Annotated in this window: 17 protein-coding genes; 5 read left to right on the plus strand and 12 right to left on the minus strand. The window is 76.4% G+C overall.

Annotated features, from left to right (window positions below; genetic code table 11):
• Window positions 1-163: 163 nt before the first annotated feature.
• From K7640_RS06955 to K7640_RS06970, 4 genes are read right to left on the minus strand one after another with little or no spacing between them, the layout of a single operon-like run.
• Window positions 164-808, minus strand: a complete 645-nt coding sequence (locus K7640_RS06955; protein WP_222953886.1) for a GNAT family N-acetyltransferase — start codon at window positions 806-808, stop codon at window positions 164-166.
• A gap of 52 nt (window positions 809-860) precedes the next feature.
• On the minus strand, window positions 861-2,174 hold the full coding sequence (gene glp, locus K7640_RS06960; RefSeq protein WP_222953887.1) for a gephyrin-like molybdotransferase Glp: 1,314 nt from the start codon (window positions 2,172-2,174) through the stop codon (window positions 861-863).
• The gene (locus K7640_RS06965) at window positions 2,171-3,118 is read right to left on the minus strand and encodes a UTP--glucose-1-phosphate uridylyltransferase (protein ID WP_222953888.1); all 948 of its coding nucleotides are present in this window, start codon (window positions 3,116-3,118) and stop codon (window positions 2,171-2,173) included. The genes glp and K7640_RS06965 overlap by 4 nt, the downstream gene beginning before the upstream one ends.
• 9 nt (window positions 3,119-3,127) lie before the next feature.
• Entirely contained in the window at window positions 3,128-5,344 is a 2,217-nt protein-coding gene (locus tag K7640_RS06970; protein ID WP_222953889.1) for a diguanylate cyclase, read from the minus strand.
• Between the two features lie 81 nt (window positions 5,345-5,425).
• Here K7640_RS06970 and K7640_RS06975 point away from each other — a divergent pair, with 81 nt between their 5' ends.
• From K7640_RS06975 to K7640_RS06985, 3 genes are all read left to right on the plus strand, one after another.
• Window positions 5,426-6,112 carry a 5-formyltetrahydrofolate cyclo-ligase gene (locus tag K7640_RS06975; protein ID WP_222953890.1) on the plus strand — a complete coding sequence of 229 codons (687 nt, stop codon included), beginning with the start codon at window positions 5,426-5,428 and terminating at the stop codon, window positions 6,110-6,112.
• A gap of 40 nt (window positions 6,113-6,152) precedes the next feature.
• Complete coding sequence (locus K7640_RS06980; RefSeq protein ID WP_222953891.1) at window positions 6,153-6,527, plus strand: FmdB family zinc ribbon protein; 375 nt, start codon at window positions 6,153-6,155, stop codon at window positions 6,525-6,527.
• Window positions 6,528-6,777: 250 nt separating this feature from the next.
• A complete protein-coding gene (locus K7640_RS06985) occupies window positions 6,778-7,287 on the plus strand; it encodes a flagellar biosynthesis protein FlgA (protein ID WP_222953892.1) in 510 nt (169 codons plus the stop codon).
• Between the two features lie 50 nt (window positions 7,288-7,337).
• Here the strand turns inward: K7640_RS06985 and K7640_RS06990 are convergent, their stop codons facing one another.
• Window positions 7,338-7,544 carry a hypothetical protein gene (locus tag K7640_RS06990; protein ID WP_222954380.1) on the minus strand — a complete coding sequence of 69 codons (207 nt, stop codon included), beginning with the start codon at window positions 7,542-7,544 and terminating at the stop codon, window positions 7,338-7,340.
• A 176-nt stretch (window positions 7,545-7,720) separates the two neighbouring features.
• On the opposite strand from K7640_RS06990, the gene K7640_RS06995 reads away from it, so the two are divergent.
• Entirely contained in the window at window positions 7,721-8,065 is a 345-nt protein-coding gene (locus tag K7640_RS06995; RefSeq protein ID WP_222953893.1) for a hypothetical protein, read from the plus strand.
• A 32-nt stretch (window positions 8,066-8,097) separates the two neighbouring features.
• Here K7640_RS06995 and K7640_RS07000 read toward each other — a convergent pair whose 3' ends face one another.
• On the minus strand, window positions 8,098-8,580 hold the full coding sequence (locus K7640_RS07000; protein ID WP_222953894.1) for a DUF2231 domain-containing protein: 483 nt from the start codon (window positions 8,578-8,580) through the stop codon (window positions 8,098-8,100).
• A 141-nt stretch (window positions 8,581-8,721) separates the two neighbouring features.
• Here K7640_RS07000 and K7640_RS07005 point away from each other — a divergent pair, with 141 nt between their 5' ends.
• Window positions 8,722-9,576 carry an oxygenase MpaB family protein gene (locus tag K7640_RS07005; RefSeq protein ID WP_222953895.1) on the plus strand — a complete coding sequence of 285 codons (855 nt, stop codon included), beginning with the start codon at window positions 8,722-8,724 and terminating at the stop codon, window positions 9,574-9,576.
• A 3-nt stretch (window positions 9,577-9,579) separates the two neighbouring features.
• Here K7640_RS07005 and K7640_RS07010 read toward each other — a convergent pair whose 3' ends face one another.
• The 6 genes from K7640_RS07010 to K7640_RS07035 all read right to left on the minus strand — a co-directional run bounded on the left by K7640_RS07010 (window position 9,580) and on the right by K7640_RS07035 (window position 15,143).
• Window positions 9,580-10,401, minus strand: a complete 822-nt coding sequence (locus K7640_RS07010; RefSeq protein WP_255608453.1) for a PD-(D/E)XK nuclease family protein — start codon at window positions 10,399-10,401, stop codon at window positions 9,580-9,582.
• A gap of 147 nt (window positions 10,402-10,548) precedes the next feature.
• A complete protein-coding gene (locus tag K7640_RS07015; RefSeq protein WP_222953897.1) occupies window positions 10,549-11,163 on the minus strand; it encodes a MarC family protein in 615 nt (204 codons plus the stop codon).
• A gap of 32 nt (window positions 11,164-11,195) precedes the next feature.
• A complete protein-coding gene (locus tag K7640_RS07020; RefSeq protein ID WP_222953898.1) occupies window positions 11,196-12,056 on the minus strand; it encodes a PHP domain-containing protein in 861 nt (286 codons plus the stop codon).
• Window positions 12,057-12,076: 20 nt separating this feature from the next.
• Complete coding sequence (locus K7640_RS07025; protein WP_222953899.1) at window positions 12,077-13,345, minus strand: hypothetical protein; 1,269 nt, start codon at window positions 13,343-13,345, stop codon at window positions 12,077-12,079.
• Complete coding sequence (locus tag K7640_RS07030; RefSeq protein ID WP_222953900.1) at window positions 13,342-14,175, minus strand: SigE family RNA polymerase sigma factor; 834 nt, start codon at window positions 14,173-14,175, stop codon at window positions 13,342-13,344. The genes K7640_RS07025 and K7640_RS07030 overlap by 4 nt, the downstream gene beginning before the upstream one ends.
• A gap of 104 nt (window positions 14,176-14,279) precedes the next feature.
• Complete coding sequence (locus K7640_RS07035) at window positions 14,280-15,143, minus strand: PH domain-containing protein (protein ID WP_222953901.1); 864 nt, start codon at window positions 15,141-15,143, stop codon at window positions 14,280-14,282.

Genomic DNA, 15,143 nt, shown 5'->3' on the forward strand with positions numbered 1-15,143 from the left:
TTCGGGGCGAGCACCACTCGGCCGCAACTTCTTCCACTGACCGTCGTTTACGGCGCAGATCGTACGGGCAGGCAGCGCTTGCCATAGCTTGCAGTTACTTGAGGTTACGGGCCACCGACCCGGTTGGCAGCGCGCCGCGCCGGGCGTGGCGTGCGGGAACGCGTCACGCCCCGCCGTGGCGTACCCGGTGCCAGCGGGCCAGCAGGCCGCCCTCGGCGGCGATTTCCTCGCTGGTCATCGCGTATCCGATGTGGTCACGCCAGGCGCCGTCGATGTGCATGTACCGCACGTGGTACGACTCCTCGCGGAAGCCCAGCTTCTCCACCACCCGCCGGGACGGACCGTTCTCCGGCCGGATGTTCACCTCGACCCGGTGCAGCCCGCCCGGGCCGAACGCGTGGTCGACGGCGAGCGCCATCGCGGTCGGGATGACGCCCCGGCCGGCGACCCGGGAGTCCACCCAGTAGCCGACGTATCCGGAGCAGAACGCGCGGCGCACGATGCTGCCCACGTTCAGGTGCCCGACCAACCGCTCCCGCCCGCCCTCGCGCAGGCAGACCGCGAACGGCATCCCCTCGCCGGTACGCGCCGAACGGTGCTGGTCCCGCCGGACGTAGCGGAACGCGGCCGGCGAGTTCATCTCGGCCCAGGTGCCCGGCAGGTGCGACTCCCAGGGGGAGAGCCACGCCTCGTTGGCCCGGCGCACCTCCGACCAGGCCGCCGCGTCCGACCGCCGGTACGGGCGCAGCAGCACCGGCCCGTCGGCGAGCACCACCGGCCACCCCGGCGGCCGCCGCAACACACTCACCGAGCGGGCCTTCCGCTCACGACTGCGGGGCTCGCAAGCTCACTCCTCGCGCTCACCGGCGACGGTCCAGCAGGAGCACGTCCACCGTGGAACCGGCCGCCGCCGTGTTGACCCGCTCGCCGAGCACCATCAGCCCGTTCGCCTCGGCCAACCCGGACAGCGTGAACGGGCCGCCGGGCAGCGGCTGGACGGTGTAGCCGCCGCCGCGCCGCTCGGCCACGTGGGCGGGCCGGAACTCGCGCAGCCCGACGGGCGAGGTGATGGTCTCCAGCAGGTGCGCCCGCACGCTGGGGCGGAACACCGGTTCCGCGCCGGCCAGCAGGTTGATCGCCGGCCGGGCCAGCACCTCGAAGCCGATCAGCGCCGCACCGGGATCACCGGGAAGACAGACCACCGGCACCTCCTCGGCGCCGACCGTACCGAATCCGAGGGCCGTACCGGGATAGAGGGCCACCTCGGTGAAGGTCACCGGCCCGGCGCGGGTGCCCTCCCGGCGGGACAGGATCCGGCGGACCATGTCGCCCGGGCCGGTGCCGGTGCCGCCGGTGGTGATGATCAGGTCGGCCCGCAGGGTCTGGTCCTCCAGCAGGCCGCGCAGCCCCTCCGGGTCGTCGTCGCAGATCCCCACCCGGTAGGCCAGCGCGCCCACCTCGGCGGCGGCGGCGGTCAGCGCGTGCGAGTTGGCGTCCACCACCTGGCCGGGCTGGCTGCCCCGGCCCACGTCGACGAGTTCGTCGCCGGTGGCCACGATGACCACCCGCGGGCTGGGCCGGACCACCACGTGGCCGATGCCGGTGGCGGCGAGAACGGCCACCAGCGCCGGCGACACGTACGTGCCGGCGCGGGCGAGCAGGGTGCCGGCGGACAACTCCTCACCGGCGCGGCGCAGGCCGTACCCCCGCTTGGGGGCGCGGAAGATCTCCACCGCGGCCATGCCCTGGTCGGTCCACTCCACCGGGACGACCACGTCGGCGCCGGCCGGCAGCGGCGCCCCGGCGGCCACCGAGAAGCACGAGCCGGGGGTGAGCCGGACCGGCCGCCAGCTCGCCGCGCCCAGGTCGCCGACCACGTTGAGCCGGATGCTGCGCCCGCCGGGCGCTCCGGAGGGGGCCGGGACGTAGCCGGGCCCCCGGCTCCCCCCGGAGATGTCCTCCCAGCGGGCCGCGTACCCGTCCACCGCCGCCTGGTCGAAGGCGGGAAACGAGTGCGGCGCGACGACGTCCTCGGCGAGGACGTTGCCGTACGCCTGGGTGAGGTCGAGGTCGAGCGGAGGCAGCGCGCGTAACCTGCGCAGCACACTGCCCAGGTAGTCGGCGAGCGGCGTCAACTCGTTCGCGGCCGCCTCGGCGTCGGCCGTCGCGGTCATGTATTGGCACCGCCGGACGCGTCGGAGTTGACGAACTCGGCGAGCCACTTGCGGAACTCGGCGCCCAGGTCCTCGCGCTCGGCGGCGATCTGCACCACGGTCTGCAGGTAGCCGAGCGGCATGCCGGTGTCGTAGCGGGTGCCCCGGTAGACGATGGCGTGCACCGGGACCCCCTCGGTGCGCAGCAGCTCCATCGCGTCGGTGAGCTGGATCTCGCCGCCGCTGCCCGGCTCGGTGCGCCGGATCGCGTCGAAGATCCGCCCCGGGAGCACGTACCGGCCGAGGACGGCCAGGTTGCTGGGCGCCTCCTCCGGGCTGGGCTTCTCCACCATCCCGGTGACCTTGACGACCTCGGCGATGTCGGCGTATTCCGACTCGGCCGGCTCGACCGAGGCGATGCCGTAACGGCTGGTCTCGGCGGGGTCGACCTCGAAGAACGCGAGCACCACACCGCCGGTGCGGGCCTGTAGCTCCAACATGGCCGGCAGCAGCGGCTCGGCCGGCTTGACGAACTCGTCACCCAGCAGCACCGCGAAGGGCGCGTCGCCGACGTGCGACTCGGCGTACCCGACGGCGTGGCCCAGGCCGAGCTGCTCCGGCTGCCGGCAGGTGTAGATCGCGGCCAGTTCCTCGGTGCGCTTGACCTCGGCCAGCAGCTCCGGCTTCTTGGCGAGCCGCTCCTCCAGGTCGGGGCGGCGGTCGAAGTGGTCCACCATCGACGTCTTGCCCCGGCCGGTGATCAGCAGCACGTCGGTGATGCCGGCCTGGGTGGCCTCCTCGACGATGTACTGCAGGACCGGCCGGTCGACCACCGGCAGCAGCTCCTTCGGCACCGCCTTGGTGGCCGGGAGGAACCGGGTGGCCAGCCCGGCGGCCGGGATGACGGCCTTGACCGCACGGGGACGGCCGGTGGCCGCTGAGGGGTTCGCTGAGTGCTCCGACATGTCGCGAGACTATCGGCCACGGCTCTGCCGCGGCGGGTGAGGACCGGAAGACGCGCCGCCCGGTGACGGCGCCGGCGCCGCGTGGGCGGGATCGCTGCGGGCCGTACCGGGTTCGGCCGCACCGGCCCGGGGCAGGCCGTCCGCCGGGCTCGCCGCCCCCGCCGGCACGGCGATCTCCTCGGTCAGCGGTCGGGGCCGCGGCTCCGCCACCCGGTAGGTGTCCCGGCCGGCCGCCTTGGCGGCGTAGAGCGCGTCGTCCGCGGCGGCCAGCACCCGCTGGCCCGTGGTGGCGTGGTCCGGATAGACGGCGATGCCGATGGAGACGGTCACCGGCACCGGCACCGGCGCGCCGGACTGCCCGTCGACCGGGACCGGGCGGTCCCGGACCACCGCCCCGAGCCGCTCGGCGACGATCGCCGCGCCCCGGGCGTCGGTCTCCGGCAGCAGCAGCACGAACTCCTCGCCGCCCTGCCGGAAGGCCAGGTCCACCTCGCGGATCTCGCCGCGTACCCGGCGGGCGAACTCGGCCAGCACCGTGTCACCGGCCGCGTGCCCCCAGGTGTCGTTGACCGCCTTGAACCGGTCCAGGTCCAGCGCGAGGACGCTGAGCATCCGGCCGAACCGGCTGGCCCGCTCCACCTCCCGCCGCAGCGACTCGCGCAGGTAGCGGCGGTTCCACAGGCCGGTCAACGGGTCGGTGAGGGAGAGCCGCTGGGCCTCCTCGTGGACCCGCACGTTGTCCACCGCCACCGCCGCGTGCCCGGCGAAGGTGCGCAGCGTGCCCAGGTCGTCGTCGTCGAACTCCTCGCCGCCGAGCCGGTCGTAGAGGGCCAGCACGCCGAGCGTCCCACCCGGGCCGCCCTCCGGTGGGTGGCCCGCCGGGTCCGCGCCGCCCCGGCCCACCGGGTCCGTCCCGCCCGGTGCGGCGAACGGCACCGCCACGTACGTCGCACAGCGCGGCTCCCCGGCGGACGCGGCGTCCGGCTCCCACCGGCCGCGCCGGGGCACCCCGGTGGCGGCGACCGCGCCGAGCACCCCGGCGCCCACCGGCACCCGCAGCGCGGCCGGCTCGGCCCGCAGCCACCGCCCGTCCAGGCCCTCGGCGCACTGCCCGACCAGCTCCCCGCCGCCGTCGAGCAGCAGCACCGCGCCGGCCCGGGCGCCGGTGGCGGCGATCGCGCTGTGCAGGATCAGCCGCAGGATCCGTTGCAGGTCGTGGGTGCTGGCCAGGGTGTCGCCGAGCACCCCCAGGTGCCCGCGCAGCTGGTCCCGGCTGCTGGTCAGCGCCGCCACGTAGGTGCCGGTCTCCCGGGCCATCCGGTTGAACGCGCCGGCCAGCCGGCCGAGCTCGTCGCGGGTGCGCACCGGCACCCGGGCGGTCAGGTCGCCGCGCGCCACCCGGTCCACCGCGCCGGCCAGCTCGACCAGCGGCCGGGTGGTGACCCGGGCCAGCCGCCCGGCCACCAGCACGGCCAGCAGGGCGGCGAGCAACACCGCACCGGCCAGCGCGGCCCACAGGCCCGGCGGGCGTTCGCCGGGCACCGAGAGCACCAGCGGTAGCGGCTGGTCGGCGGACGGGCCGACCCGGCGCACGTACCGGCCGTCGGTGGTCTCGACGACCCGGTCCCCGACCGTGGCCGGCGCGGCGGCGAGCACCGCGTCGCGTACGTCGGGGGGCTCGGTGGTCCGCGCGGCCCGGCCGGGGCCGCCGTCGAGCAGGGTGACCCCCGCCCCGGTCGCCGCGCCCAGCCGGGCCAGGAACCCGGCGTCGACCGGCTGGGCGGCGGCCACCGTGCCGAGCGCGGCGCCGGCCCGGTCGCGCAGCTCCACCCGGGCGGCGAGCGCCGGCACCCCGTCGGTGGCGGCCGGGCCGCCCGCGCAGTCCCGCCAGGGTGTCGGGGGCGCGCCCGCGGTGGCGTACGTGGTCCGGCCGGTCACGTCGGTGACCGTCACGGCGGCGGCCAGCCCCCGGCCGACCAACTGCTCCGCCGCGGCGGAGCGGCCGGCCGGGTCGGCGTGCAGGGCGACCGCGTCGGCGGCGGCCCGCAGTTGCTGGCAGAGGGCGTCCACGGAGGTCCGGGCGGCCGCCGCGGCGAGGCCCAGCCGCTCGGTGGCCCGGCTCCGGTCCAGGGCGGTCAGCGTGGACCCGATGAAGAAGGCACCGAGCAGCACCGGGCCGAGCACCACCGCGAGGAAGGCGGCGGTCAGTCGCCCGCGTAGCGTCACGCTTCCCCCCGGAAGTTCCGCCCGATGCTGCGATGCTGACACAGGGCGACCGGTAGGCCCACGTTGCGTCAGGAGTGTTGCGTGCCGGATTTTTCTGATGGAGCGGAACCGGCCCACGAGGCGAAGCGGCGGGCGCGGGTCGACAGGCTCGCCCACCGCCACCGGCTGGACCCGGCGCACCGGACCGCCGCCGCCGCGCGGGTGCAGGTCGCCCTGGCCGCCCTGGTCCGCCGGCTGCGGCCGGCGCGGATGACGGCGTACGTCCCGGTCGGCTCGGAGCCCGGCGGGCCGGACCTGCCGGCGGTGCTGCGGGCGGCGCTGCCGGCGGGGGCCGAGTTGCTGCTGCCGGTGCTCCGCGACGACCTGGACCTGGACTGGGCCCGGTACACCGGTGCCGGCTCGCTGGTGGCGGCGGGCCGCGGGCTGCGCGAGCCGGCCGGTCCCCGGCTCGGCGTCGCGGCGGTCTCGACGGCGCGGCTGGTGGTGGTGCCGGCGCTGGCGGTGGACCGGCGCGGGATCCGGCTGGGCCGCGGCGGCGGCTCCTACGACCGGGCGCTGGCCCGGGTGCCGGCGGCGGCGCTCACCGTGGCCCTGCTGCACGACGGTGAACTGGTCGAGTGGGTGCCCGGCGAGCCGCACGACCGCCCGGTGCGGGCGGTGATCACCCCGACGGGCGGGCTGCGCCCGCTGGCACCCGGTCCGGTGTCGCTCCCGGCACTTCCGCTGGACGAACCCGGGTCCGATGACGCAACATTGGCACTCGAATAGTGCGAGTGCCAAGCAGCCGATCCACGATCCGGAGGAGAACGTGCCCACGTACCAGTACGCCTGCACGACGTGCGGCCACCAGCTCGAGGCGGTGCAGTCGTTCTCGGACGACCCGCTGACCGAGTGCCCGGCGTGTGAGGGGCGGCTGCGCAAGGTCTTCAACTCGGTCGGGGTGGTGTTCAAGGGCTCCGGCTTCTATCGGACGGACTCCCGCTCGTCCGGCTCGGAGAGCAAGGGCACCCCGGCCACCGGCGGGGCCAAGTCGGACTCGTCCGGCGGCTCCTCGACGTCGTCCGGCGCCTCGGGCGGCGGCTCGTCGAGCCCGTCCACCGGCGGCTCCGGCTCGTCCTCGGGCGGCTCGTCCGGCGGCGGCTCGACCGGTAAGGCCCCGGCCGCCAGCACCGCCGGCTCCTGACCGCCGCTGTCTGACCGCCGCTGTCTGACCGCCCTCGCCGCCCGGGCGCTCGACGGGCGCGAAGCAGACGGACAACCGCCCGCCCGGCCCTCGGCGTGCATAGCAGATCGCCGGGCGGCGCGGGCGTTGTCCACAGGCCGCCCCGGTTGTCCACAGGCCGGCGCCGTGCCGCGCCCCACCGGCCGCTGCGCCCCTAACCTGCCACCGGGGCAGCGGCGCTCCCGATGGGCGGCGCGGGCGGGAGGACGGCATGGGCGGCAAAGCGGATCCGCTGCGTCCGGCCCGCCGCCCACGGCTGCCCCGGGGCGGCACCCTGGTGCGGATCGCGCTGGTGGCCGCCCTGCTCGGGCTGGCGGCGGCGGTGCTGAAGACACCGGCCGGCTGCCCACCCACCGCCACCAGGGTGCGACCGGCGGCCCCCGCCACCACCGGCGGCGCACCGGCCACCGGAGCACCACTGTCCCCCGGCGGCGCGCTGCCGTTGCCGCCCGGCGCGGTGGGCGTACCGGTCCGGTTGGCCGAGCCGGCCGCGCTGGCGGTGCTCCGGCCGGGCGCCCGGGTGGATCTGCTGGTGGTGCCCGCCGGCGGGCGGACCGCCGAGACGGTGCTGGTCGCGGCCGGCGCCCGGGTGCTCGACGTGGTGGGCGCGGACGTGGCGGACGGCTCCTCGGCGCTCTATCTCGCGCTCACCCCGGAGCAGGCCCGGCGCGCCGTCGGCCAGCCGGAGGGCAGCCGCTTCGCCGTCGTGGTGCGCGGTTGACCGGCTCAGTCCGCGTTTGACAAGGACTGGCCGGCCTCGCGAAACAGGCCCTAGTCCCAGTGCGGCGGGCGCTCGGCCAGCAACCAGTCGTCGTTGCCGCCGGCCCGCTCGCCCCAGCCCCGGTCGGTGTCGTCGGCCGTCTGCTCGGGCAGCACCACGAAGTCGTCGCCCAAGTCGACGACGCGGTCGTCGTCGCCGTGGGCGACGGCAGGATGGTCGTCGCCGCGGACCGGCGTACCGGAGTGTTCGGGGCTCACGAGGAGCAAGCCTAGCCCGCGCCTCGCCCGGCGCGGTGCGCCTACACCCCGACATTCCGCACCCGCGCCCTTCGCGGCGCGTCTACACCCCCGCATGCCGCACCTCGGCCCCTCCCAGGGGGCGGCGGCGGCGCGGATCGGGCGGTGCGGGGGCGGCGTTGGTAGCGTCGGACGGCGTGACGACCCCCAGCGGCGCCAGCCCCGACGACGACTACTGGCGGCGGCCGGACCCGACCGCCGCCGGCACCCCCGGCGCGGCGACCGGCGGGCCGGCGGGCCCCGGCACCGGGCCGGGCGGGTACGCCGGGCCGCCCGCGACCACCCCACCCCCGCCCGACTGGCGACCGCCGGTGCACGTGCAGGGCACCCCGCCCCGGCGGCTGCCACCGCAGGACATGGCGGCGATCGACGCCGACGAGCAGCAGGCCCAGCGGGTCACCTGGGTGCTGGGCGCGGCGGCCGGCGTGGTGCTGCTCGCGCTGCTCTGCCTGCTCTGCTCCCGGGCGTTCCTGCGCGGCTGACCCCGGCGCGCGGACGGGCCACCGCCCGGGGTCTAGAGCGTGTTGCCCCAGACCGACTGGGCGCCGGAGTCCCCGGTCCAGTAGGCGTAGAGCAGCGACAGGGCCGCCAGCACGATCACCACCACGGTCACCGCCGGCACGACGAACCCGGGCAGCCGGGGCACCCGGGGGTGGCCGCTGGTCAGCACCAGCAGCACCAGCGCGGCGACGGCCAACCCGACCACGTACAGGCGCAGGTCCTCGCCGTACTCGGCGTGCTCGTGGATCTTCTGAAGGGCGTCGGCCGGGTAGCCGCGCTCCTCCAGCACCTCCTGGAACGCCTCGCCGGACTCGGTGGCCACGAAGGCGAAGATCGGGCTCAGCACGGCCAGCGCGGCCACCGCCCAGCCCAGCCGGGACCGCCAGCGGGGCAGCACCCCGTACGCCACCGAGAGCAGCGCCAGCAACGGCACCAGCACCACCACGGCGTGCACGATCAGCACGTGGCCGGGCAGACCGGCAATCTCCCTGAACACCAGCACCTCCGATGGTCGACGCGCGGTGGCGCGAAGAGCAGCGTACGACGGATGTGCCCCGTCGACCGATTACACGCTCCGGCCCTCGGATCGGTTCAGCTCCCGGGGGCCGGCGCCGGCGGGGCGTGGCACGCTTGGTCGGTGGACTCCGATGACCTCGGCCTGTTCGGTCCCGGATCGGTCACGTGGAAGCTGCACGAGGAACCGATCCTGATCGTCGCCGGCCTCCGCTCGCTCTATCTCCAGGCCCTGCACCCCCGGGCGATGGCCGGGGTGGCCCAGAACAGCAACTACCGGCGCGACGCGTGGGGCCGGCTGGTCCGCACCGCCGAGTACGTGGGCACCACCGTGTACGGCACCACCGCCGAGGTCGAGGCGGCCGGCCGCCGGCTACGCGCGCTGCACGCCCGGCTGCGGGCCACCGACCCGGTCACCGGCGAGGTGTTCCGGGTCGACGAGCCGGACCTGCTGCGCTGGGTGCACGTCACCGAGGTCGAGTCGTTCCTCAGCACCGCCCGCCGCGCCGGGGTTGCGCTCACCGGCGCCGAGGTGGACCGCTACTACACCGAGCAGCGGCGCTCGGCCGCCCTGGTCGGCCTGGACCCGGGCGACGTGCCGGGCACCGCCGCCGAGGTGGCCGACTACTACCGCCGGGTCCGGCCCGAGCTGCGGATGACGAAGGAGGCGGCGGAGACCGCGCTCTTCCTGACCGCGCCGCCGATCCCGTGGAAGGTCAGCCTGCCGGTCAAGCTCGGCCTGCACCTGGGGCCGCCCCGCTGGGCGTACCTCGGGATCGCCGGCACCGCCCTGGCGCTGCTGCCGGCCTGGGCCCGCCGGATGTACGGCGGGCTCGGGCTGCCGACCACCGCGCTCTCGGCGGACCTCAGCGTCCGCGCGCTCCGGCTCGCCCTGGCCGCCCTGCCCCGCCGCTATCGCGAGGGCCCGCTCCAGCAGGCCGCCAAGGCCCGGGCGGCCCGCCTCTCCGCCGCCGCCTGACCGTCAGGTCGCGGCGGCGACCGCCGACCAGGGCTCCTTGCCGGGAGTCTGGGCGCCGGTGGGGCAGCTGCGGCGGTAGTCGCACCAGCCGCAGCGCGGCCCCGCGACGGTCGGGAAGGACTCGTCGGGGTCGGCGCCCTCGGCGACCGCCCGCTCGGCGGCCATGATGTCCCGCGCGGTCGCCTCGGCCCGGTCGAGCTGCCGGGCCAGCGAGTCTGCGGTGTGCTCGTGCCCGGCGACCGTGCCGGTCGGCAGGTGGTGCAGCTCGACCCGCCGGCAGGGCCGGCGGAACGTCCGCTCGGCCGCGTACGCGTAGAGCGCCAGCGCCTGCGAGCCCCGCGCGTCGTCGGCGTCCAGCCCGGTGCGGCCGGTCTTGTAGTCGACGATCACCAGCTCCGGCCCGTCGGGGCCCGGGCGGGAGTCGATCCGGTCGGCGCGCCCGTTGAAGGCCAGCACCCCGGTCTTGACCGCCACCACCCGCTCGACGCCGAGCGGATCCTCGGCCGGGTCGAGGGTCGCCACGTAGGACTCCAGCCAGCCCAGCGCCCGCCGGTAGGCCGCCCGCTCCTGCTCGTCGTCGCGGTAGCCCTCGCGGACCCAGGTGCCCTTGAGCAGGGCCGGCAGCGCCTCGGGGCGGCGCCGGTCGGCGGGCAGCGCATACCAGTTCTTCAGGGCGGTGTGCACGCTGGCGCCGAGCGAGTTGTGCGCCCACGTCGGCCCCTTGGGCGGGGCGGGCCGGTCGACGTAGGCGTAGCGGTAGCGGCGGGGGCAGTCCTCGTACGCGCCGAGTTTGCTCGGGGTGCAGACGAACAGCCGCTCCGGCATGCCCTCGAAGCCGAGCTGCTCGGGCTGCTCGGCCCGGGGCCGGGGCGCCCGGGTGCCGGCGGTGGGTCGCCCGGAAGGGGAGGATCCTCGCACGCCGCCGATCCTGCCACCCCGGTCCGACACCGGCCGGTCGGGCCCGCCGAGGCGTCAGGCCGTGTTGATGTACTGGGTCACGAAGGCGGCGACCGCGTCGGCGATGAGCTGCACCGCGATCGCGGCCAGCAGCAGGCCGGCGATCCGGGTCAGCACCTCGATGCCGCCGGGCCGCAGCACCTTCACGATGCCGCCGGAGAAGCGCAGCACCACCCAGACCGCGACCATCACCGCGATGATGGCGGCGCCGATCGCCGAGTAGTCGCCGAGCCCGTCGGCCCGCTGCACGAAGAGCATGGTCGCCACGATCGCGCCCGGGCCGGCCAGCAGCGGCGTGCCGAGCGGCACCAGCGCGATGTTCGACGTCACCTGCTGGCTCGGGTCGTCGGCCTTGCCGGTCAGCAGTTCCAGCGCGACAAGCACCAGCAGCAGGCCGCCGGCGGCCTGCAACGCGGGCAGGTCGACGTGCAGGTAGGCCAGCAGGGTCTGGCCGGCCACCGCGAAGATCACGATCACGCCGAGCGCGAGCGCCACGGCCTGCCACGCGGCCCGGTTCCGGTCCCGGGCGGCCAGCGGCCCGGTCAGCGCGAGGAAGATGGGCATCATGCCCGGCGGGTCGACGATGACCAACAGGGTCACGAAGACCTCGACGAAGAGCTTGACATCCACCCGGACACGGTAGCGGCGCGGGTGCCGCTCGATCAGGTCGAGATGACCGGCGTCACCCCGCTGGCCTCGGCGAGGATCCGCTCGTACGCCTCCTGGTCGGTGGTGTGCGCGCCCAGCCGGACCGTCTTGTGGCTGCCGTGGAAGTCCGACGAGCCGGTCACCAGCAGGCCCAGCTCGGCGGCGAGCCCGCGCACGTGCGCCCGCTCGGCCGGGGAGTGGTCCTCGTGGTCGGCCTCCAGGCCGGCCAGCCCGGCGGCGGCCAGCTCGGCGATCAGCTCGTCGGGCACGATCCGGCCGCGCCGGGTGGCCCGCGGGTGGGCGAAGACCGGCACCCCGCCGGCGGCCCGGACCAGCGCCACCGCCCGGAACACGTCGATGTCGTCCTTGGGCAGCCGGTACCGCTCGCCCAGCCAGTCCGGCCCGAACGCCTCGGTGGTGGTGGCGACCAGCCCGGCCCGGATCAGCGCGGCGGCGATGTGCGGGCGGCCCACCGTCCCGCCGGCCGCCCCGGCGAGGATCTCCGGCCAGCTCACCTCGATCCCGTCGGCCTGGAGCAGCCGGACGATGCGCTCCCCGCGCTCCCGCCGGGCCTGCCGGACCCGGGCCAGCTCGGCGACGAGTTCCGGCTCCGCCGGGTCGAACAGGTACGCCAGCAGGTGCAGCGGCACCGCCGGCTCCGCCCCGTGCCACCGGCAGGACAGCTCCGCACCCCGGATCAGGGTGCGGCCGGGTGGCAGGGCCCGCGCCGCGGCGTCCCAGCCGGCGGTGGTGTCGTGGTCGGTGAGCGCGACGACGTCCAGCCCGGCGTCGGCGGCGGCCCGGACCAGCTCGGCCGGGGTGAGCGTGCCGTCGCTGGCGGTCGAGTGCGTGTGCAGGTCGATGCGCGGGGTCATCGGCCGACGCTACCGGGCGGTCAGCCGCCCTCGCCGGGCACCACCACCGGACGGTCGGCCGGCGCCACGGCGGCCACGTCACCGGTGGCCTGCTCGCCGGCGAGCACCCCGTCGACCTGGAACCGTTTCAGCGCGCCTTCGCCGGCGACGTACACCGCGGCCTGCGGCGACGCCCAGGCGACGTCGCCGGTGACCTCAGGGCCGGCAGGTCGGGCGACGACCCGGCCGAGGGCGGCCAGGTCCACCAGGTACGCCCCGGCGGCGCCGTCCTTCACGCCGTTCACCAGCAGCCAGCGGCCGTCCGGCGACACCCCGCCCCGCCCGTCGGCGCGCAGCCTCAGCTCGCAGTCGGTGCGGACCGGGGCCAGGTCGCGGCTCGGGTCGAGCAGCGCCAGGCAGGCCCGGTCGCCCGGGTCGGACGCGACCTGACCGACCACCCGGCCGTCCGGCAGCACCCCGTAGACGGCGATGGTGCGCCGGTCCGCGCCGGCCGTCAGCGGGCCGGTGCCGGGGCGCCACACCGTGACGCCCGGGGCACGTTCGTCCCACCTGACCAGGACCGCGTTGCCGACGAAGCCGGCCGGTGCCGCGCGGACCGGCGCGGGGACCCGGCTGACCGCCACCAGCCGGTGGCCGACCAGCATGGCGGTGGCCAACTGGGACCCCTCCCGCCAGGCGACGTACCGCCCGTCGGGGGCGAAGACGATCGACTCGGCGCCGGCCAGCAGCACCTGCGGGGGCGTGTCCCGGCGTACCAGCCACAGCGTCCGGCCGGCCAGCGTCCGGGCGCCCGCCACCAGCCAACTGTCGGTGCCGGCCACCCGCTGCGCCCGGTCGACCGGCCCGAGCCCGGCCAGGTCCACCCGCCAGCCGCCCCGCGCGTGCAGACTGCCCGCGATGATCAGGTCGACCTCGGCGCGGACGGTGCCGCCGGCCTCCGTCGAACGGGGGGCGGCCGAGGTCGGCGCGGCGGTGAGATCCGGGTCGGCCAGCACCACGACCGGCGCGGCCGGACCGCCGGCCAGCCCGCCGAACTGGCCCAGCCCCACCGAGCCCAGGACGGTGGCGACGGCGGCCAGCGCGGTCCCGGCGAACGTGCGCCGCCGCCGTCCCCGGTTGGCGCGGCGGATGGCCAGGTCGGCGTGGTCGGCGGCGCCGGGCGCCCGCCGCTCACCCGCCTGCCGGGAGAGCATCTCCCGCAGCGCCCGCTCCAGCTCGTCCTGCCCCACGGCTGTAGAACGCTCCGGCGGGACCGTCCGGTTGTCGGCGTCGGGGCGGCCGGTGTTCACGGGAGCTCCCGGGCCGCGCCGACCGTGGAGGGGGTCGCCGTCCCGCCGGCCAGGGCCGCGCTCCGGGCCGGGCCCGCCGGGGCCGCCCTCCGGATGGGGCCGGCCGGGCGCGGCGGGACGGTGGACGCCGGCACGGGCGCCGGGGCCGTGCTCGCCGGCCGGACCGCTTGGGACGCCGACCGCTCGGGGCTACGCGGGTCCGGCCGGGCCGCCGGCGGCGCCGACCGCTCGGGGCTACGCGGGTCCGGGCCGACCGTGGGCGGCGCCGACCGTTCGGGGGTACGGCGGGCGGTGCCGGCCGGTGCCGCCGACTCCCGCTCGGCCAGCTCAGCCGCCGCGGACTCGCCGAGGCGGCGACGCAGGGTGGCGAGGGCCCGGGAGGTCTGGCTCTTGACGGTGCCCGTGGAGATCTCCAGCAGGGCCGCGGTCTGCGCCTCCGACATGTCCTCGTAGAAGCGGAGCACCAGCACGGCGCGCTGCCGGGCCGGCAGGGCGGTCAGGTGCCGCCAGAGGACGTCCCGGTCGAGCTGCTGCTCGATCTCGTCGATGCCGGCCCGCTCGGGCAGCACGTCGGTCGGGCGTTCGCCGTGCCAGCGCCGCCGCCACCAGCTGGTCGACGTGTTGACCAGCACCCGCCGCGCGTACGGCTCGATGGCCTCGATCCCGCCGAGCCGCTTCCAGGCCAGGTAGGTCTTGGTCAGCGCCGTCTGCAGCAGGTCCTCGGCCGTCGCCCAGTCACCGGCGAGCAGGTAGGCGGTCCGCAGCAGGGCCGGTGAGCGCGCCGCGACGAACTCGCGGAACTCCTCCTCCAGCGGGTCCCTCGCCGCCACCGCTCACCTCCTCGCCCCCGTACCTGGAGGAAGGCTGCCACGGCCGGGCGGCCCGGGTCGACGGCAAAAGGTGTGGAACTGCTCCGATCATCGGTCGGAAAGTTTCACGCCCCGTCGTCGGCCTTGGCCTCGTCCGCTTCCTTGCCCAGCCGCGCCTCGACGGCCTGCGGCTCGTACATCTCCTCGACCACGCGCAGGTAGAGCTCGTTGGGGTTGGGCAGGTTCTTGACCTCGCGCAGCGCCTGCTCCTGGCCGGCGGACTCCAGCACGAAGGTGCCGTAGTTGAGCGCCCGGCCGGTCGGGGACTGCTCGTATTTCATGTCGGTGACCCGGACCAGTGGCATCATCGCGACCCGGCGGGTGACGATGCCGTTGACCACCATCACCCGCTTGTTGGTCAGGATGAACCGGTCGTACCACCAGTCGGCGACCCGCCAGGCCACCCAGCCCATCACCGCGAACCAGAGCAGCACCGCGACCGTGGTGAGCGCCCCGACGTCCTGCCCGGCCAGGAAGCCGGAGAGGTAGCCCAGGACGAAGGTCGCCCCGATGCCGATGAGGATCGGCGTGGTGAGGTGGATCCAGTGCCGCTTCCACTCGCCCCGGTAGCGCTCGGTGGGGAAGAGGTAGCGGGCAACCAGGGAACTGGGCTCGTCCTCCAGGGGCAGCACCCGGCGGGGGCCGAGCGGCATCCCGGACGCGTCCACCCGCAGACCGGCCAGCTCCTCCTCGGAGATGACCGGCGGCTCGTCCGGGTCCCGGGCCCAGGTGCGGCCCTCGCCCGCGTAGCCCGGCCCCGGCCCGTAGCCGACGTCGTCCGAGAAGGAGGCGCCGTCGGACAGCCCGGCTCCCGACCCGTAGCCCGGCCCGTCGTCCGGGCGGTGCCGCGGGATCGGCTCCGTGTCGCGCTCCCGGCGCTCCCGGTCGGGGTCGTCGGGATCGAACGGTGGTCCGGAGGGGCTTCCCAT

It is taken from the genome of Micromonospora sp. PLK6-60 (assembly GCF_019890675.1).
In the GTDB taxonomy this organism is placed as follows: Bacteria; Actinomycetota; Actinomycetes; order Mycobacteriales; family Micromonosporaceae; genus Micromonospora.